Origin of the sequence: Streptomyces pactum (genome assembly GCF_002005225.1) — a bacterium.
Lineage (GTDB): Bacteria > Actinomycetota > Actinomycetes > Streptomycetales > Streptomycetaceae > Streptomyces > Streptomyces pactum_A.
The window spans coordinates 642,786-660,887 of record NZ_CP019724.1; the positions used below are offsets into that span (position 1 = coordinate 642,786).

Annotated in this window: 19 protein-coding genes; 10 read left to right on the forward strand and 9 right to left on the reverse strand. The window is 73.6% G+C overall.

What is annotated here, in order from left to right; genetic code table 11:
* The first annotated feature begins 123 nt into the window (after nucleotides 1-123).
* On the forward strand, nucleotides 124-1,230 hold the full coding sequence (locus B1H29_RS02820; protein ID WP_055421283.1) for a YihY/virulence factor BrkB family protein: 1,107 nt from the start codon (nucleotides 124-126) through the stop codon (nucleotides 1,228-1,230).
* On the opposite strand, the gene B1H29_RS02825 is transcribed toward B1H29_RS02820, so the two are convergent.
* Nucleotides 1,231-2,025 carry an SDR family NAD(P)-dependent oxidoreductase gene (locus B1H29_RS02825; protein WP_055421282.1) on the reverse strand — a complete coding sequence of 265 codons (795 nt, stop codon included), beginning with the start codon at nucleotides 2,023-2,025 and terminating at the stop codon, nucleotides 1,231-1,233. It lies immediately after the preceding gene.
* Nucleotides 2,026-2,227: 202 nt separating this feature from the next.
* Between B1H29_RS02825 and B1H29_RS02830 the strand changes: the two genes are divergently transcribed.
* The 4 genes from B1H29_RS02830 (at nucleotide 2,228) to B1H29_RS02845 (ending at nucleotide 7,448) form a co-directional block, all read left to right on the forward strand.
* The gene (locus B1H29_RS02830; protein WP_055421281.1) at nucleotides 2,228-3,382 is read left to right on the forward strand and encodes a hypothetical protein; all 1,155 of its coding nucleotides are present in this window, start codon (nucleotides 2,228-2,230) and stop codon (nucleotides 3,380-3,382) included.
* Nucleotides 3,383-3,737: 355 nt separating this feature from the next.
* Complete coding sequence (locus B1H29_RS02835; protein WP_055421619.1) at nucleotides 3,738-4,301, forward strand: (2Fe-2S)-binding protein; 564 nt, start codon at nucleotides 3,738-3,740, stop codon at nucleotides 4,299-4,301.
* Complete coding sequence (locus B1H29_RS02840) at nucleotides 4,298-5,290, forward strand: FAD binding domain-containing protein (RefSeq protein ID WP_055421280.1); 993 nt, start codon at nucleotides 4,298-4,300, stop codon at nucleotides 5,288-5,290. The genes B1H29_RS02835 and B1H29_RS02840 overlap by 4 nt, the downstream gene beginning before the upstream one ends.
* Nucleotides 5,291-5,318: 28 nt before the next feature.
* Entirely contained in the window at nucleotides 5,319-7,448 is a 2,130-nt protein-coding gene (locus tag B1H29_RS02845) for a xanthine dehydrogenase family protein molybdopterin-binding subunit (RefSeq protein ID WP_055421279.1), read from the forward strand.
* 66 nt (nucleotides 7,449-7,514) lie between these two features.
* On the opposite strand, the gene B1H29_RS02850 is transcribed toward B1H29_RS02845, so the two are convergent.
* Nucleotides 7,515-8,945 carry a hypothetical protein gene (locus B1H29_RS02850; RefSeq protein ID WP_107095378.1) on the reverse strand — a complete coding sequence of 477 codons (1,431 nt, stop codon included), beginning with the start codon at nucleotides 8,943-8,945 and terminating at the stop codon, nucleotides 7,515-7,517.
* Between the two features lie 219 nt (nucleotides 8,946-9,164).
* On the opposite strand from B1H29_RS02850, the gene B1H29_RS02855 reads away from it, so the two are divergent.
* The 3 genes from B1H29_RS02855 to tgmB all read left to right on the forward strand — a co-directional run bounded on the left by B1H29_RS02855 (nucleotide 9,165) and on the right by tgmB (nucleotide 10,802).
* Nucleotides 9,165-9,488: a YkvA family protein gene (locus B1H29_RS02855; RefSeq protein WP_055421277.1), complete on the forward strand. Its 324-nt coding sequence runs from the start codon at nucleotides 9,165-9,167 to the stop codon at nucleotides 9,486-9,488.
* A gap of 119 nt (nucleotides 9,489-9,607) precedes the next feature.
* Nucleotides 9,608-9,799: a putative ATP-grasp-modified RiPP gene (gene tgmA / locus B1H29_RS02860; RefSeq protein ID WP_055421276.1), complete on the forward strand. Its 192-nt coding sequence runs from the start codon at nucleotides 9,608-9,610 to the stop codon at nucleotides 9,797-9,799.
* A 16-nt stretch (nucleotides 9,800-9,815) separates the two neighbouring features.
* Entirely contained in the window at nucleotides 9,816-10,802 is a 987-nt protein-coding gene (tgmB, locus tag B1H29_RS02865; protein WP_055421275.1) for an ATP-grasp ribosomal peptide maturase, read from the forward strand.
* 110 nt (nucleotides 10,803-10,912) lie between these two features.
* On the opposite strand, the gene B1H29_RS02870 is transcribed toward tgmB, so the two are convergent.
* Together B1H29_RS02870 and B1H29_RS02875 are read right to left on the reverse strand one after the other, a co-directional pair.
* Nucleotides 10,913-11,128, reverse strand: coding sequence for a hypothetical protein (locus tag B1H29_RS02870; RefSeq protein WP_055421274.1), 216 nt, complete (start codon nucleotides 11,126-11,128; stop codon nucleotides 10,913-10,915).
* Between the two features lie 108 nt (nucleotides 11,129-11,236).
* The gene (locus tag B1H29_RS02875) at nucleotides 11,237-11,740 is read right to left on the reverse strand and encodes a hypothetical protein (RefSeq protein WP_055421273.1); all 504 of its coding nucleotides are present in this window, start codon (nucleotides 11,738-11,740) and stop codon (nucleotides 11,237-11,239) included.
* A gap of 206 nt (nucleotides 11,741-11,946) precedes the next feature.
* Between B1H29_RS02875 and B1H29_RS02880 the strand changes: the two genes are divergently transcribed.
* The gene (locus tag B1H29_RS02880) at nucleotides 11,947-12,915 is read left to right on the forward strand and encodes a GlxA family transcriptional regulator (protein ID WP_055421618.1); all 969 of its coding nucleotides are present in this window, start codon (nucleotides 11,947-11,949) and stop codon (nucleotides 12,913-12,915) included.
* A 102-nt stretch (nucleotides 12,916-13,017) separates the two neighbouring features.
* On the opposite strand, the gene B1H29_RS02885 is transcribed toward B1H29_RS02880, so the two are convergent.
* From B1H29_RS02885 to B1H29_RS02895, 3 genes are all read right to left on the reverse strand, one after another.
* Nucleotides 13,018-13,281, reverse strand: a complete 264-nt coding sequence (locus B1H29_RS02885) for a DUF5133 domain-containing protein (protein ID WP_055421272.1) — start codon at nucleotides 13,279-13,281, stop codon at nucleotides 13,018-13,020.
* Between the two features lie 199 nt (nucleotides 13,282-13,480).
* Nucleotides 13,481-14,326: an NAD(P)H-binding protein gene (locus B1H29_RS02890; RefSeq protein WP_055421271.1), complete on the reverse strand. Its 846-nt coding sequence runs from the start codon at nucleotides 14,324-14,326 to the stop codon at nucleotides 13,481-13,483.
* Nucleotides 14,323-14,766 (reverse strand): nuclear transport factor 2 family protein, encoded by a 444-nt coding sequence (locus tag B1H29_RS02895; RefSeq protein WP_055421270.1) that lies wholly within the window; start codon nucleotides 14,764-14,766, stop codon nucleotides 14,323-14,325. Before B1H29_RS02895 ends, B1H29_RS02890 begins: the two co-directional genes overlap by 4 nt.
* A gap of 186 nt (nucleotides 14,767-14,952) precedes the next feature.
* On the opposite strand from B1H29_RS02895, the gene B1H29_RS02900 reads away from it, so the two are divergent.
* Nucleotides 14,953-15,546 (forward strand): TetR family transcriptional regulator, encoded by a 594-nt coding sequence (locus B1H29_RS02900; RefSeq protein ID WP_055421269.1) that lies wholly within the window; start codon nucleotides 14,953-14,955, stop codon nucleotides 15,544-15,546.
* Between the two features lie 37 nt (nucleotides 15,547-15,583).
* On the opposite strand, the gene B1H29_RS02905 is transcribed toward B1H29_RS02900, so the two are convergent.
* Nucleotides 15,584-17,353 carry an ABC transporter ATP-binding protein gene (locus tag B1H29_RS02905; RefSeq protein ID WP_055421268.1) on the reverse strand — a complete coding sequence of 590 codons (1,770 nt, stop codon included), beginning with the start codon at nucleotides 17,351-17,353 and terminating at the stop codon, nucleotides 15,584-15,586.
* A 187-nt stretch (nucleotides 17,354-17,540) separates the two neighbouring features.
* Entirely contained in the window at nucleotides 17,541-18,089 is a 549-nt protein-coding gene (locus tag B1H29_RS02910; protein WP_055421267.1) for a hypothetical protein, read from the reverse strand.
* Between the last annotated feature and the right edge of the window lie 13 nt (nucleotides 18,090-18,102).

The following is an 18,102-nucleotide window of genomic DNA, read 5'->3' on the forward strand; positions in this document are numbered from 1 at the left end:
TGTGGGGACGGCGCGCCGCCCGGGACCACGGGTGAAGGGCGCGGTCGCGGGTGGCGGCCGCACACCCGGCGCGCTTCCCGCGCACGGGGGCGTGGGTACGCCGGGACGGGCAACCCGGGGTCCATGGCCCGACTGCATCTCCCCCATCGCGGGAAGCACACGAAGAACGACACGAAGAACGACACGACCGACGACACGAAGAACGACGCGTCGGACGGCACCGCGGACGAGACATCGCCCGGGGACTACGGTCCGGACGCCTCCACCGAACGCGCCGCCCCCGGCTCCCCCACCGACTTGCCCAAGCGCTCGTGGTTCGCGCTGCTGCGGCGCGTGGTCTCCGAGTTCAAGGACGACGAGCTGACCGACCGGGCCGCCGCCCTCACCTACTACGGGATCCTGTCGCTGTTCCCGGCCTTGCTGGTGCTGGTCTCCCTGCTCGGGATCGCCGGGCAGTCGGCCACCCAGGAGGTGCTCGACAACATCCAGAAGCTGGCGCCGGGCGCCGCGCGGGACGTCATCACCAACGCGGTGGAACAGTTGCAGGCCAAGGCCGGTCTGGGTTCCGTGCTGGCGGTGGTCGGCGTGGTCGGTGCGGTCTGGTCGGCGTCCGGCTACGTCGCCGCGTTCATCCGCGCGGCGAACGCGGTGTACGACGTGCCCGAGGGACGTCCGGTGTGGAAGGTGCTGCCGCTGCGGGTGGCCCTGACCGTGGTGCTGCTGGTGCTCGCCGTGGTCAGCGCGCTGATCGTCGTGTTCACCGGCAGCCTGGCCCAGCAGGTGGGCACCGCGCTCGGCGTCGGCGACACCGCCATGACGGTATGGTCGATCGCCAAGTGGCCGGTGCTGGTCGTGCTCGTCACGTTCATGATCGCGATCCTGTACTGGTCCACCCCGAACGCCCGGCTCAAGGGCTTCAAGTGGATCACGCCGGGCAGCGTCGTCGCCCTGCTGATCTGGCTGCTCGCCTCCGCCGGCTTCGCGTTCTACGTGGCCAACTTCGGTTCGTACAACAAGACGTACGGCACCCTGGCCGGCGTCATCATCTTCCTGGTGTGGCTGTGGGTGACGAACCTGGCCATTCTGCTCGGCCTCGAGTTCGACGCCGAACTGGCCCGGCAGCGTGTGATCGACGGCGGCTACCCGCCCGACGACGAACCGTACGTCGAGCCGCGCGACACCCGGGCCTGGGACGACGCGGACCGGCGGCGCGCGGCACCGGGAGAGTGACTACGGGAGGATCGAGTCGACGTATCCCCCGTCGACACGGACGGCCGCGCCGGTCGTGGCGGACGCCTGGGGCGAGCTCAGGTACACCACGAGGTGGGCGATCTCCTCGGGCTCGATCAGCCGCTGGAGCAGCGACTGCGGGCGGTGCTCGCGCATGAAGGCGCGCTGTGCCTCGTCCCACGGCAGGTCGCGGTCGACCAACTGGTACACGAAGTCCTCGACCCCCTCGGTGTGCGTGGGCCCCGCGATGACGGAGTTCACCGTGACACCGCTGCCCGCCGCCTCCTTGGCGAAGCCACGGCTCACGGCGAGCAGCGCGGTCTTGGACACCCCGTAGTGGATCATCTCGGCCGGGATCACGACGGCGGAGTCACTCGCGACGTAGAGCACCCGGCCCCAGCCCCGTTCCCTCATCCGGGGGAGATGTGCGCGCGTCAGCCTGACGCCCGCGAGGACGTTGATCTCGAAGTAGCGGCGCCACTCGTCGTCGCTGATCTCCAGCGCGGGCACCGCGCCGAAGACGCCGAGGTTGTTCACGAGGATGTCCACGTCGGGCAGCGTCGCAAGGGCCCGCTCGGCCCCCTCGGCGGTGCCGAGATCCGACGCGACCGGCACGAACACGCCGTCCGGCACCTCGGCTTGCAGTCTCCCGACGCTCTCCTCCAGTCGGCCGGCGTCACGTCCGTTGACGCCCACCGTGGCGCCGGCCCGGGCCAGCCCGGCGGCGATCGCCGCTCCGATGCCCTGCGAGGAGCCCGTCACCAGCGCGGTCCGTCCGCCGAGGTCGAGGTTCATCGGGTCGCTCCCTTGTCGTGCCGTACGGTCGGTCGTCGTGTTCCTGTCCACCCTCGCCCATGGCGCTCCGCGGACCCCGCCGACCGCACCGCGGGCCGTGCCGCGACCCGCCCGGTCGGCGGACCCCCGGGTGCGCTCCGCTGACCTGCGGCGACGATACTTGCGTGTGTCCGTACCCCTGCTCCCGCCTCCCGATGGACTCATGCCGACCTCATCCACCGCCCGCCCCACGACTCCGCCCACGGTGTGGCCCGCTCGCGGGCGCCACGTCGGTTCCACGGCGGAGGACACCGTCCGTCACACCCTGCGGCGGCTCAAGGACAGCCGCCGCATCGACGACTTCCTGGAACTGCCCGAGAAGCGGCCGGACGACGAGACCCCCGGCGTCCGGATCTTCGAGGCGCGCTGGAAGGCCCCGGGGGAGGTCACCGTGCGGGCCAGGCTGATCCTGGAGCCCGGCTCGGCCGGCGGGCAGGAGTGGACCCTCCTCGCGGAGGCCGAGCAGGCCTGGGAGCCCGACTGGCCCTCCCCCGCCACGATGTTCTGGCCCGACGACCCGGACGTCACCTGGGACCGCGACGCCGCCACGGGGCTGCGGCTGCGGGGCATCAACACCCTGCCCGACGACGACAAGGCGCTGCGTCGGCTGCTCAAGGAGGCCGGGCGCAGCTCGTGGAACATCCACGTCGTCGTGCACGAGGCGATGACGCCCGACCACCGCGGCCGAATTCCGCTCGCCGACCGGCTGCCGTCCGGCCTGCGCCACCGCGTGGTCGAGCACCGTGCCGCCCCGCAGCAGCTACGGGTGGTGAACTGGGCCCTGGAGGACTTCGGCGTCCAGGTGCCGCGCGGCGGCGCCGTGGTGCTGCCCGGCACCCCCGCCCCGTCCGGCTACGAGGCCCGCGACTTCTCGGTCCGCACCGTCTTCCTGGACGGCTCCGAGCCCGCCGCCCTGATCGCGGCGGTGACCTCCTTCGCCGCGCTGGCAAGACCGTTGCCACAGGGCGCGGAGGAGGCCCTCACCGCACTGCGGGAGGACTGGCGGCTGCTGACCATGGCGGAGGAACTGGAGCGCGAGCGCAGGCTGGTGGCCATGTACGCCGAGGCGCTGGAGGCCATGACGCAGTCCCGGGACCTGTACCGGGAGGCGGCCGAGCGCGCGGCCGAGGCCCTGGCCGCCTACCGGGAGTCCGCCGCGGCCGCCCCCGCCGGCCCCCCGCCCACCCAGGCGTCCCAGGCGTCGCCGCTGCGGAGTCTGACCCGCACGCTGGAACGGTTCAGGGTCCCGGGCCGGGCGCCCCGTCCCGAGGCCGACGCCCCGGGCACCGCCCGGCCGCCCGCCGCACGCGACGACTGACTTCCGCCGGGCCCGGTGACCGGCGCCGGCCGGGACGCCGGCCGGCCGAGGCGGCGCCTGCGGCCGAAGAACGGACCCGGTCCGTGCCGGGGCCCAGGGTGTGCCGTTCGTCCTCGGTGAGCGGTGTGCGTCCGGTGGCGGCGCGGGCGCGGGGACGACCGCCGCCAGGGCTTCGCGGGCCTCGCGCACGACGTGAGCCGGAGGTGCGCGCGCCTCGGGTCCCGTGGTCCTGGCGCCGCCTGGGGCCGGTCCGGCGGTGGCCCGCCGACTGAGGGCACCCTCACGTGTCAGCCGGCTCGAGGTGGATACGCGGACGGCACGGCAGCACGGCCCGTCCCGGAAGGTCACCGACGCCATGGACAGCCAGCACGAGGGCACCGCCCCCGCTTCCCCACCTCAAACGTCCCGGTCCGAGACCACGCTCCGCGTCAACGGCAAACCGCACACCCTCAGCGTCGACCACCGCCGGGTCCTGCTGGACCTGCTGAGGGAGGACCTCGGGCTGGGGGGCGCCAAGAAGGGCTGCGACCACGGACAGTGCGGCGCCTGTACGGTCCTGGTGGACGGGCGCCGCGTCAACAGTTGCCTGCTGTTCGCCGTCGCCCTGGACGGCTGCGAGATCACCACCGTCGAGGGCCTCGCCGGGGACGGCGAGGAACTGCATCCGCTGCAGCGGGCGTTCCTGGAGCGCGACGCCTTCCAGTGCGGGTACTGCACGCCGGGCCAGATCTGCTCGGCGCTCGGCGCGCTCGCCGAGGCCGCGGCCGGGCACCCGTCGCACGTCACCGATCCGCGGACGCCCTCCGGCGAGCCCGTGCCGCTGGGCCGGGAGGAGATCCGGGAGCGGCTGAGCGGCAACATCTGCCGGTGCGGTGCGTATCCGCGTATCGCCGACGCGGTCGAGGACGTGATCCCGTGAAGCCCTTCGCCTACGTACGGGCCGGCAGCGTCGAGGAGGCCACCGACGCGTTCGCCGCCCACCCCGGCGCCCGCTACCTCGGCGGCGGCACCAACCTCGTCGACCTGATGAAGCTGGGCGTGGAGACGCCCGCCGCGCTCGTCGACGTCACCCGGCTCCCGCTGGACGCGGTGGCGGAACTGCCCGACGGCGCGCTGCGGGTCGGCGCGATGGTGCGCAACAGCGACCTCGCGGCCCACCCCGCCGTCCGCGACCGCTACCCCGCGCTCTCGCAGGCCCTGCTCGCGGGCGCCTCGGGGCAGTTGCGCAACGCCGCCACCACGGGCGGCAACCTGCTGCAGCGCACCCGCTGCCCCTACTTCCAGGACCTGTCCAAGCCCTGCAACAAGCGGGCGCCCGGCACCGGCTGCGGCGCACTGGAAGGCGTGCACCGCGATCACGCGGTGCTCGGCCACTCCGAGCAGTGCATCGCCACCCACCCCTCGGACATGGCGGTGGCGCTCGCCGCCCTCGACGCCCGCGTGGAACTGCACGGGCCCGAGGGCACGCGGAGCGTTCCCGCCGCCGACTTCCACCGGCTGCCGGGGCAGCACCCGGAGCGGGACACGGAGATCCTCCCCGGCGAGCTGATCACCGGCGTGGTCCTGCCGTCCGCCACGGCCGGGCTGCCGTCGGAGTACCGCAAGGCGCGGGACCGGGCGTCGTACGCCTTCGCCCTGGCCTCCGTCGCCGCGGTGCTGCACGTGGCGGACGGAGTGGTGGAGCGGGCCGGGGTCGCCTTCGGGGCGCTGGCGCACCGGCCCTGGCGGGCCCGGCGGGCCGAGGACGCGCTGGTGGGCGCGGCGCCCACCACGGCGGCGTTCGAGCACGCCGTCGACCTGGAGCTGGCCGCCGCCGAGCCGCTGCGGGACAACGCCTACAAGGTGCCGCTGGCCCGCCGGCTGGCGCTGGACGTACTGGGCCGGCTCGCCCCGCCGACCACGACCTGAGAACCCCGGCGTCCACGAGGAGGACTCCATGACCGGCACCGAGACCGTCCTGGGCGCCCCAGCCGAGCGCCGGGAGGGGCGGGAGAAGGTCACCGGCACCGCCCGGTACGCCGCCGAGTACGACGCTCCCGGCCGCGCCCAGGCCTGGCCCGTGCCGGCGGCGGTCGCGCGGGGACGGGTGACCGGCGTCGACACCGCCCCGGCGCTCGCGCTGCCCGGCGTGCTCGCCGTGCTCACGCACGAGAACGCGCCCCGGCTCGGGGACCCGGACGACCCCACCCTCGCCCTGCTGCAGAGCCCGCAGGTCCCGCACCGGGGCTGGTTCGTGGGCCTGGTGGTGGCCGAGACCCTGGAGGCGGCGCGGGCCGGTGCCGCCGCCGTCCGTGTCACGTACGAGGCGGAGGGCCACGACGTGACGCTCACCGCCGCACATCCGAAGGCGTACGTCCCCGAGTCGGCCAACGGCGGGTTTCCGGCCGTCACCGAACACGGCGACCCCGACGGCGCCTTCGCGTCCTCGGCGACGCGGCTCGACGTCGAGTACCGGGTACCGCCTCTGCACAACCATCCGATGGAGCCGCACACCAGCACGGCGCGGTGGGACGGCGGCCGGCTGACCGTGCACTCCTCCAGCCAGGGCACCAGCGCCGTGCGCGCGGAGCTCGCCAGGATGTTCGAGGTGCCCGAGGAGCGGATCACCGTCCTGGCCGAGCACGTGGGCGGCGGCTTCGGGTCGAAGGGCACGCCCCGCCCCGACGTGGTGCTGGCCGCGATGGCGGCACGGGAGACCGGCCGGCCGGTCACCGTCGCGCTGCCGCGCCGCTACCTGCCCGCCGTCGTCGGCCACCGTGCGCCGACCCTGCACCGGCTGCGCCTGGGGGCCGGCACGGGCGGCCGGCTCACGTCCCTCGTGCACGAGGTGACGACGCACACCTCCCGGGTGAAGGAGTTCGTGGAACAGGCGGCGGTCCCGGCGCGCGTCATGTACGCCGCCCCCGCCCTGCGCACGCGCCACCGCGTGGTGCCGCTGGACGTGCCCACGCCGTCCTGGATGCGTGCCCCGGGCGAGTGCCCCGGCATGTACGCGCTCGAGTCCGCGATGGACGAACTGGCCGTCGAACTCGGTATGGACCCGGTCGAACTGCGGATCCGCAACGAGCCGGAGACCGAGCCCGACAGCGGCAAGCCGTTCAGCAGCAGGCATCTCGTGGAGTGCCTGCACGAGGGCGCCCGCCGCTTCGGCTGGGAGGGCCGCGATCCGCGACCGGGATCCCGCAGCGCCGGTCCCCTGCTGGTCGGCAGCGGGGTCGCCGCGGCCACGTATCCGGTCCTGGTGTCGCCGTGCGCGGCGTCCGCGCGGGCCCTGCCCGACGGCGGTTTCCTGGTGCGCGTCAACGCCACCGACATCGGCACGGGCGCCCGGACGGTCTGTGCCCAGGTCGCGGCCGACGCCCTCGGCGTGCCGCTGGACCGGGTCCGTATCGAAGTGGCCGACAGCGACATCGGTTTCGCGCCCATGGCCGGCGGCTCCTCGGGCACCGCCTCCTGGGGGTGGGCCGTGCACGAGGCGTGCGTGCGGCTGACCGGCCGCCTGGCCGAGCACTCCGGGCCGCTGCCCGACGAGGGGATCGCGGCCGACGCCGACACCTCCGGCGCCGCCGACGCCGAGAGTCCCTTCGCACGCCACGCGTTCGGCGCGCACTTCGCCGAGGTCACCGTCGACACGGTCAGCGGCGAGGTCAGGGTGAGGCGGCTGCTCGGCGTCTTCGCGGCGGGACGCATCCTCAACGCCCGCACGGCGCGCTCCCAGTTCATCGGGGGTATGACGATGGGCCTGGGCATGGCGCTGACCGAGGACAGCACGGTGGACCCGGCGTTCGGCGACTTCACCGAGTCCGACCTGGCCTCGTACCACGTGCCCGCGCACGCCGACGTCTCGGCGGTGGAGGCGCACTGGATCGACGAGGACGACGCCCACCTCAACCCGATGGGCAGCAAGGGCATCGGCGAGATCGGCATCGTCGGCTCGGCCGCGGCCGTCGGCAACGCCGTCCACCACGCCACGGGCATCCGCTTCCGTGAACTCCCCCTCACTCCGGACCGGGTGCTCACCGGTCTGCTCGAACACGAGCATCCGGCCGGCATGTTGGGAACGTGAGCGCGGCACGTGGTCCGCGCCGGAGGTCCGGCGCGGACCACGTGCCGCGCGAGGCGGAGCGGGCGGTCAGTCCGCCGCGCGGCTCGCTCCCGCCGTCGGCCGGGCCTGCCGGCGCCTGGCGGGCGCCTGAGAGGCCACCCGTACGCACAGCGCCATGAGCGCGACCAGCGACGCGAGTACGGCGACCGCGACGGCGATCCAGGTGGGCGCGAGGGTGAGGTCCACGGCCGGGGACACTCGGGCCGACGGTGTCGTGCTGCCGTAGAGCCTGGCCGCGGCCAGCGCCGCCGGTCCCACGACCGCCGCGGCGAGCAGCGGTACGGCGGGTCGTACGGTCAGCAGCAGGGCCAGCACCAGGCAGAGCGCCGACAGTCCGAGGGCGGCCCCGTAGGCGCGGGCGGAGGCGTCGTTGTGGTGCAGTGGGAAGTAGGCCACGCCGCACCCGGCCAGGACGGCCGCGGTGAGCCAGACCGACCAGGCCGCACCCCGGGCGGACCGGCGCGCCGCACGGTCTCGGGGCGCGGGGTCACGGGTCGCGGGGTCGCGGTCATGTGACGCGGGGTCCCGCTCGCGCGACGCGCGGTCCTGGTTGCGGTCACGTCGCCGGCGGCCCAGGCGCGGTGTCCTGCGGCCTTCGCGGCCACGGCGGTCGGCCGCGGCGAAGGCGCCGGCCAGTCCCGCCGGACGGTGGGTGGGCTCCGGCTCGTCGTCGGCGGTTGTGTCCAGGGCCGCCCGCAGGTGCCGGGCGTCGGGGCGGTCCGGGCGTACCCGTCCGTCCATGGCCAGTTGGCCGATCAGCTCGACCAGTTCCTCCACGGGCCGGCCGGTGGCGGCGGCCCGTACGGCCTCCTGCCCGCAGTGCGGCTCCAGGGGGGTGCGGTGCAGCAGTTCCATCAGCCGGGTGACGTCCTCGACCGAACGGCACTCCGCCGCCGCCCGGATCGCCTCGTCCGCGCTGTCCGACTGGCGCGGCGGCCGGGTCAGCAGGCCGACCAGCCGGGTGACGTCCTCGACGGAGCGGTTCACGCCGACGGCGCGCAGCGCGTCGATGGTGGCCTGCGCGTACCGGGGTGACTGCTCCAGCGTCGTGATCAGGTCGACCACCTCCTCCAGCGGCCGGTCGGCCACGGCGGCCCGCACCAGGTCGCCGACGGGATCGCCGAACTCGCGCACCACCGCGTCGTGGGGAACGGGTTCCTGGACGGAGGTCTCCTCGGGGAAGGGCTCCCGCGGGACGGGGGCGGGTTCACGGGGGACGGGCGGGGGTTTTGCGGCTGCGGGCTGGACTGCCTGGGGAGCAGGTGACTGGCGGGCGGGTGACTGGGGGGCGGGTGTAGGGGCGGCCGAGGGGTGGACGCTCGACACCTCGGCGTCGGCTCGCCCGGCCGACGGACGCACCGGGTGCGTGCCGGTGGCCGTGGTCGTCTCCCCGGTGGGCAGGTCCACGGCGGATATGGCGTACTCGGGCGAACGGGGTGCTGAAGAGCCGGTAGTCATGATCTCTCCGTGTGGTGGGGGTGCGGCCGCCCTGCGTCCCCGACATGCGACTCGCGCTGTGTGCTGACCATTACTAAGCACGTCCCGCGCACCGTGCCACTGGAGTAGGCCACAGGGATGAGAGACCCTTGCGTGCGGGCTTGTCACCGGCCCGAGCGGGAATCCGGGGAGTCAAGGCGCGTGCCGCGCGTCACGAGCACGCACCAGAAGGAGGGGCGGGTGGATACGACCACGATGGTGATCGCCGCGGTGGTGCTGCTCGCGGCAGCCGTCCTCGCGGCGGCGGTCGGCGTCCTGGTGCGGCTGGTCCGCACCCGGCGGGACCTCCGACGGGCCGGGCTGCCCACCGGTCCGAGGTGGGTCTTCTGGGGCGCCGTCCTCTACTTGGTACTGCCGGCCGACCTGGTGCCCGATCCCGTCTACCTGGACGACATCGGTGTACTGCTCCTCGCCCTGCGCTCCGCGCGCGGCTCTGTCGGCGGGCGGAGGGAGACCGCGGACCGGCGGGAAAGCACCGGCCCGCCTCATGACTACGCTGCGTAAGGAAACCAATCACCCGTTCGATTCGTATAAGTCTCTGGAAGCCGAAGGCAGTCGGCGGACCAGGCGACGGCGCAAAGGAACCATCGCCTGCTCGGCGCAGCACCGACCAGGGAGAGACGATGAAACCGTTCGCGCTCAACTACGCACGCCCGGCAGTGGAGTTGGACGCCACGACTCCGTACGTCTACGACTCCGGGCTGCAGTTGAACGTGCTTTCGGACGGGCGGGTGGCCGCCTGTGACCACGCCTTGTTGAGAGACCTGGGGACCACGACCTCCACCGCGGGGTCGAAGACTCACTTCGACGACTGAACACGGGCCGTCGAGAATGACCGTCTTGATCCTGACCTGTGAAGAGGACGTCACCGCCGACATGGTGGTGGTGCACCTGAACGCGTCGGGTGTACCGGTGGTCCGCCTGGACCCCGCCGACCTGACCGACTCCGTCGCGCTCTCCGGCGAGTTCGTGCACGGCTCGTTCCGGGGCCATCTGTCCTCGGGGGGCCGCCTGGTGAGCATCGGCGGGCTGCGGTCCGTCTGGGTGCGCAGGCCGGGCGGCGCGGCCACGCGGGCCGCCGAGCCCTCCGCGTGGCTGACCGAGGAGTCCGGGCAGGCGCTCTACGGCATGCTCCGTGACTGCGGGGCGCGCTGGATGAACCAGCCCGACGCGGCGCACCGGGCCCGGTACAAGCCGTGGCAACTGCGTCTCGCGCAGCAGTGCGGGCTGCCCGTGCCGGCGACGCTGATCACGACGTTCCCACGCGCCGCCCGGGAGTTCGCCGAGCGCTACCCGGACCTGGTCGTCAAGCCCGTCTCGGGCGCGCATCCGCAGGACCCGCCCCTGGCGGTGCCGACCAGCAGGGTGCCGCCCGAGGCCGACTTCTCCGCCGTCGCCCACGGCCCGACGCTGCTGCAACGCCGGGTCGCCAAGCGTGCCGACATCCGTCTCACGGTCGTCGGCGACGAGTTGCTGGCCGCGCGCAAGACGACCCTCGCGGGCCTGGACCCCGACGACGTGGACGTCCGATTCTCGGCGTCCCCCGAGCCGTGGCGGCCCGCCGAGGTGCCGCCCCGCGTCGCCGAGGCCGTCCGCGCCTACCTCCGCGCGGCGGGACTGGCCTACGGTGCCCTCGACTTCGCCGAGGACGGCGACGGAACCTGGTGGTTCCTGGAGTGCAACCAGTCGGGGCAGTTCGGCTTCGTCGAGGTGGACACCGGTCAGCCGATCGCCCGCACCATCGCCGAGTGGCTGGCCCGGCCCGGCGCCGGGGATCCGGTGGACGCCGGCGGCCCGGGCACGACGGCCGTCGGATGAGTGCGGTGCACCGCACTGCCGCCACCGACGACGGCACCGCACACGCCTTCGCGGCAGTGAGGGAGGGCGTGGCGTACCCGGTGTCCGCGGTCTGATCCGCCGGGCAGGTGCTAGTGCGGGCGCGGGCCGGGCAGCAGGGCGGTGCGTTGCCAGCCGGCGCCCGGGGACGGCTGCCGTTCGGCGCCGGGCAGGTGGCCGGGTGAGTGCAACGGGCGCATGACAACCTCCAGCTCCCTGCTCACGCGCTCGGCATCCCGTCGCACCTGCTCGGGGACGTCACCGCGTTCGGCGACGAGTCGGTCGTAGATGGGGGAATCCTGGAACACCCGTCAACGTGCCTTTCGTGTCGTCCGCCCCCGCACGGAGGCGCGACTGAGCAGTCTAGGCGCCCGTCCCTCCTGTGGTGTGCATTCGGTCCAGGAGGTGACGGCGGCTCACGCGCCGGTCGTGGAGCCGGGCCGGACGATCATGAGGACCGTGACGGTGGCCCACAGCAGGTTGAACAGTCCGGTGAACATGGCGAGCCGGGCGGTGCGGGCGTGCTCGACGGGCTCGCGGCCGGTCAGTTGCTCCAGCAGTTCCTCCTGGCGGGGCAGGACGAAGGCGATCAGGATGCCGGCGGCGGCCGCGGTCAGGGCGATGGACGTGATGAGCCACGCGTCCCCCAGGACACCCATCGCCGCGGCGGTGGCGAAGCCGAGGACCGGCACCGCGATGCCGAGGCCGGCGTAGACCCGGCAGATGCGGTGCAGCAGCCGGACGGTGCCCACGTCCCCGGCGCCCCCGGCGGCCGCGGGGTCGGTCCCGGCCCCGGCCCCCGCGGGCACCGCCGCCACAACTCGTCGGGCGGCCGGCGGGAACATGCTGGCCGCGACGGTGACGGGCCCGACGGCGATGATGGCGGCCAGGACGTGGAGGGACAGCAGGATCTTGGTCATCGGTCGGAGCTCCGGTGGGCAGGTTCGGTGGAATGCGGTGGGAGCCACGCTAGGAAGCGGCCGGGTGATCGCACAGAGGCTGAAATGACAGCTTCCAACGGATTCTCGCCAACGCCCTCACCAGGGGGTGATGGACCGGAAGAAGGCGGAGCGGGCGGTGTGCGCGGGGTTCTGGCCCCGGCGGGAACCCGCCTATCGTGGCGGTCATGCATTGCGTGGCGATCCTGGTCCTCGACGACGTCGTGCCGTTCGACATGGCGGCGCCCATGCAGGCGTTCGACTGGACGCGGCTGCCCGACGGGCGCCGCCCGTACCGGGTCCGGCTGTGCGCGGAGTCGCCCGAGGTGCGCACGGAGGGGCTCGCCCTGCGTATCGACCGGGGTCTGGAGGCTCTGGAATCCGCCGACACGATCATCGTGCCGGGCCGCTCGGAGGAGCACGGCCCGCCCTCGGAGCGGGTCCTCGCGGCGCTGCGGAGGGCGGCCGGCGCCGGTACGCGGATCGCGTCGGTGTGCGTGGGCGCCTTCGTCCTCGCGGAGGCGGGGCTGCTGGACGGGCTGCGGGCGACCACCCACTGGATCGCCGCGGCGGAGCTGGCCCGCCGCCATCCGCGCGTGGAGGTGCAGCCGGACGTGCTCTACGTCGACAACGGGCAGATCCTCACCTCGGCGGGCGCCGCCGCCGGTCTGGACATGTGCCTGCACATGATCCGCCGGGACCTGGGGTCGGCCGTCGCCGCGCACGCCGCCCGGATGTGCGTCGTACCGCTGGAACGGGAGGGCGGACAGGCCCAGTTCATCGTGCACGAGCGTCCGCCCGTGCCGCGGGGCTCGGACCTGGAGCCGCTGCTGGAGTGGATGGAGGACAACCTGGGCGGGGAGGTCACCCTCGGCGCGATGGCCGCCCGCGCGGGTATGAGCGAGCGCACCTTCAGCCGCCGGTTCCGCGAGCAGACGGGCACCACTCCGCTGCAGTGGCTGCTGCGGGCGCGGGTGCGGCGGGCCCAGTATCTGCTGGAGAACGGCGACCACTCGGTCGAGCGGATCGCGCGGCAGGCGGGATTCGGCTCCCCCACGGCATTCCGGGAGCGGTTCCGCCGGGTGGTCGGCACGACTCCGTACGCCTATCGCGCGGCGTTCCACGGGAAGCCGGCCGCGCCCGCGGCGCGCGCGTAGGGCCCGCCTTGCGGATCGGCCCGGCGGTCTGGCCGGTCGGACTGATCGGACCGGTCGGCCTGATCAGTCTGATCCCCAAGGCGGGCCCCGGGTACGGCGGTGTCACACGGCCAGCGACAGGCCGCTCTCCCCGTCCGGGTCCGCCGCGCGGACTGCGTCCGGTGTCCGTCCCTTGGCGAGCAGCAGCGCGTCCGCCTTGGCCACCGCGTCGTGGATGCTGGTCGTCGCCATCATCACGCACAACGTGTAGCTGACGTCCGCCAGTTCCCGCCCCGTCGTCGGCCTCTGACTCTCCGCCTGAGCGATCCGCAGTGACGCGTACCGCGTCAGCAACTCCCTGACGACCTTCGGGTCCGGTTCGAGCACGAAGCGCCCTTTCTCTCGAGTTTCGCTGCGTATGCCCGAACCCGGCCGAAGCAATCACACCGTGCGCGTCCGTGCTCGTGATTGACGGGAATCCGTCGCTTCCTGTCCGACCACTTCCCTGCCGAGTTCGGATAGTTGAACCGAGTGCACTCAGGAGCGCCGTCGTGGTCCCTGAGGGCTCCGCCCGTTCACGCGTGACTCACCGCGCACGCAGCTCCCGTTCCAGCACCTCCCGGAAGCCGTGCGGCGGGCGGCCGGTGACGCGTTGGACCGTGTCGGTGGTGCGGTCCTCGGCTCCCCCGGCGATGGCGCGGTCCATGTCGGCCAGCATCGCGGCGAAGTCCGGCGGAACCAGTGTCGCGAGGCGGGCACGCAACTGCTCGTTCGTCAGGCGCCGGTGGACCACGGTCCGGCCCCCGGCCCGCGTGAGGATCGCGGCGATGTCGTCGTAGCCGAGGGCCTCGGGACCGGTGAGGACCAGATCCGTACCGGGGGCGTGGTCGTCGGTGAGGGCGCGCACGGCGACGGCGGCGATGTCGTCGGCGTCGACGAAGCCCACGCGGCCGCTCCCGGCGGCGGTGAATATGGCGCCCTCCTCCCGGATACTGACGGCGTGGGCGTGGGCCCCGGTGAAGTTCTGCATGAACCAGGACGGCCGCAGCACCGCCCACTGCTCGAACAGGCCGGGGAGCGCCCGGTGCACCGCGCCCACCGCCGGGCCGCCCTCGGGAACGGCCGAGGAGCTGAGCAGCACCGCACGCCGCACGCCCGCGTCGCGTGCCCTGCGCAGGAAGGGCAGCATGACCGCGGCCGGGTTCCACTCGCCCGGCGGCGGAACGAGATAGACGCGGTCGGCTCCGTCGAGGGCCGCGTCGTGCGTGTCGGTGTCGTACCAGTCGAAGCTGACCGCCTCCGCGCCCGGCAGCGGGACCGCGCGCCTGCTCCCGGCCTGCACGCGGTGGCCCGCGGCGATCAGTTGCGCGGCGGTGCGGCCGCCGGTGGTGCCGGTGGCTCCGACCACCAGTGTGGTGCCGGTGCCGGTCATCGGGCGCTCCCGGCGAAGTCCGTGCCGGGTTCCTGGAGAACGAGCGGATTCCAGTAGTCGCGGTAGGAGGTGAACCGCCCGTCCTGGACGGTCACCACGGCGACGTACGTCATGTCGAAGGGCGCGCCGGTCCGCACCACCCGGCCCACGCCGCGCATCTCCACCACGACGGTCCGCGGGTCGGTGGTCTCGTGGATCCGCAGCTCGGGGAAGTCGTGCAGGTCGATGTGGTCGGGATAGTGGCGCATGTAGGCGGCGACCGCCTCCCGGCCCGCCAGCCGCCGGGGCCGGCCCTCGGGGGCGAAGGGGAACTCCATGACTCCGTCGTCGGACCACAGGCCGACCCAGGCGTCGATGTCCTTGTCCAGCAGCAGCCGCAGGCTGTGGCGGTACAGGTCCGCCGCCGGGGCGGGCACGGTGGGCGGGGTGGGCGTGGGCATGGGTGGGTTTCCCTCCGTCGCATAGAATACGGACCGGCGGTCCGCTTCAAACGATACGGACCAGCGGTCCGCTTTGCAACGCGCGCCGGTGTACGCCTGCGCACGCCGATGCTCGCCAGCGCACGCCGACGTACACCGACACGCACGCACACCCACCGGCACCCCGCCCGCTACGGAGGAGACCCTGTGACCGAGCGCAAGCCACGCAAGGACGCCGCCCGCAACAGGGCGGCCGTCCTCGCGGCCGCCGACGCCCTCTTCGTCCGCCGCGAGAGCCCGGAGGACGTCACCATGGCGGACGTCGCGGCAGCGGCCGGAGTCGGCAAGGGAACGCTCTTCCGGGCCTTCGGCGACCGGACCGGGCTGATCAAGGCGCTGTACGCGGCACGGATGGAACCGATCGAGCAGGCCGTCGAGACGGGTCCGCCCCCGCTGGGCCCCGGCACTCCCCCGGCGCAGCGCGTCCCCGCCGTGCTCGACGCGCTCCTGTGCTTCAAACTCGACAACCGCCCCCTCGCGCTGGCCCTGGAGGCCTCCGGCGGCGACAGCCCGTACGGGGCGAGCCACTACGAGCGCTGGCACGCCTTGCTGCGGACCATGCTGGAGCGGGTTCCCGGCCTCACCGACGGCGACTTCGCCGCCCACGCGCTGCTCGCCGCCGTCCGGGCCGACCTGGTCGAGCACCTGGCCGGCCGGGAGGACGTGCCCCGCGAACGGATGCGGGCCCGACTGGCCGACTTCGCCGCCCGGGTACTCGGCACAACTTGGGCCGGGGCCTGACGTCCGGGACGCGGCCCGTGCGCCGCCGAGGCCGTGTTCAGGCGACCTGGCCGCTGTGCAGCGCCGTGTACGCCCCTCCCCTGCCCAGCAGTTCGTCGTGGGTGCCGGCCTCCTGGATCCGGCCCTCGCCCATGACCACGATCCGGTCCGCGCCGCGCACCGTGGACAGCCGGTGGGCGACGACGAACGTGGTGCGTCCGCGCAGCAGCTTGGCCAGCGCCTGCTGGACGAGCGCCTCCGAGCGCGTGTCCAGCGCCGAGGTGGCCTCGTCGAGGATGAGCACCCTGGGGTCCCGGATGAGGGCGCGGGCGATGGCAAGACGCTGGCGCTGGCCGCCGGAGAGCCGTGCGCCGTGCTCCCCGACCAGGGTGTCGAGGCCCTGCGGCAGCCGGTCGACGAACTCCAGCGCGTTGGCGTCGCGCAGGGCAGCCCGCACCGTCTCCTCGTCGGCGTCGTCCATGCCGTAGGCGACGTTCTCCCGGACCGTGCCGTCGAAGAGGATGGACTCCTGCGGCACCACCGAGACGAAGCGCCGGTACGTGCGCAGGTCGAGGGTGTTCATGTCGGTGCCGTCGAGCAGCAGCCGGCCCGAGGTCGGCCGCAGGAAGCCGATGACCAGGTTGAGGACGGTGGACTTGCCGGCACCGGAGGCCCCCACCAGGGCGACGGTCTCGCCGGGCTGGACCGTGAGCGTGAAGTCGCTCACCGCGGGCCGCCCGTCACTCTCGTAGACGTGCCCGACGCCCTCGAAGGTGACGGCGCCGCGCAGGGCGGCGAGCTCCGCCTTGCCCTCGTTGTCCTCCAACTCGGGAGCCTGGAGCACCTCGCCGACCGAACGGACGGACTCCAGGCCCTTGGTGATGACCGGGGCCAGCCCCGCCAACGTTGTCGTGGAGCCGGTGAGGGTGGTCAGGAAGGCGCTGAGCATGACGACGTCGCCTGCGGTGACGCCCCAGACGCCGTGGTACGAGATCAGCGCGGCGCCCGTGAGGACCAGTACGCCGACCACGTTGAGCACGACCCAGGAGAGGGAGCCGAAGCGGCCGTTGACGAGGTCGAGACGCATTCCGGAGGTCAGCAGGCGGTCCAGGGTGCCGTCCATGCGGCGCAGTGCCTTGCCCTCCAGGCCGTGGGCGCGGGTGACCGGGATGAGCCGGGTCATCTCCGTGACCCGGGACGACAGCGCCTCCACCTCGTGGCGGAAGTGCTCGTTGTGGGAGCGCAGCCGGGCGCGGAGGCGGGCCACGAGGAGGGAGGCGGCGGGCACGACGACCAGGAAGACGGGCAGGAACTCCGGTGTGCGCACGCCGATGATGACCAGGCCGCCGGTGAGCACGGTGACCGCGCCGAGCCCCGTCTCGGCGGTCTGCTGCACCATCTGCTCCACGGTCTCCACGTCCCGGACCACCTTGGCCTGCAGGACGCCCGCGCTGACGCGCGAGTGGTAGCCGATGGAGAGCTGCTGCATGCGCGTGCACAGCGCGGACCGCAGGGCGGTGCCCATACGGCGCACGCTGCCGTACAGGAGGCGGACGTACAGCAGGTGCAGCGGGTAGTTGACCACCAGGATGAACATGATGATCCCGGTGCTGGTCCACAGATCGCCGATCGGGCCGTGCTGCACGACCGTGTCGATGATCGACGCGGTGACGAGGGGCAGCAGCCAGACGGGACTGTGTTTGACCGTGAAGACCGCGACCGCCCCCGCCAGACGGCGGCGGTCGGCGCGCAGGAGGTAGACGAGCGTGCGTATCGGGTGTTCGCCCCGGTAGCGGTGGTCGAGCGGCTTTTCGGGCGGCGACGCCATGGGCGTGGTCCTCCTGGTGACCGAGTGGGGCAAGCGCTTTCCTTCCGCGCTTTCCTACCCCTTCGGCGAGGAGTACGCCACACCGTTCCGCGGGCCGGAACGGCGTACGAGACGGTGTGGCGGTGGGTCGGTGTGCCGGTGCGTCGTGCGGAGACCCGCGCCTTCTCCCCCGTGGAGGGCGCGGGCCTCAGTCTCCGAGTGTGCGGGCCAGTTCGGTCGTGGCCCGCGCGATCTCACTGTCGCCCTCGGCCAGCAGCCGCTCGAGCCCGTCCCGCCGGGCGCGGACGGCCTGCCGCGCCGCGCGCTCCCACGCCACGGGGTTCTCCCGGTGGTTGAGCAGCTTGGGGTAGGCGGCGGCGGTGGTCTCCCACTGGCGGGCGTCGGCGATGTTCTTGAGCAACTGGATGATCTGCGCCCGGCAGCTCACCTGGGGCCACTGCGCCAGTTCCCACAGGAAGGGAACGGTCGCGGCGGTGGCCTGTTCGACGACGAAGCCGTACTGGCAGATGCGTTTGCGCAGATCGCCGAGGGCGGCACGGGCGGTCTCGGCGTCGCCCCGGGCGACTTTGCGCAGCAGCCCGGGAATCGCCGCGGCAGAGCCGCTGGAGTCCTGGATCTCACTCCACGGCACGCCGTCCAGCCCCGCGAGGGGGGCGGCGGTCCGGGGGGAGCCGGGCGGCTGCTGCTGACGGTCGGTGCGCTGGGTGCTCGGCTCGGGTGTCGGAGCGCTGCGCATGGTGTGGGGCCCT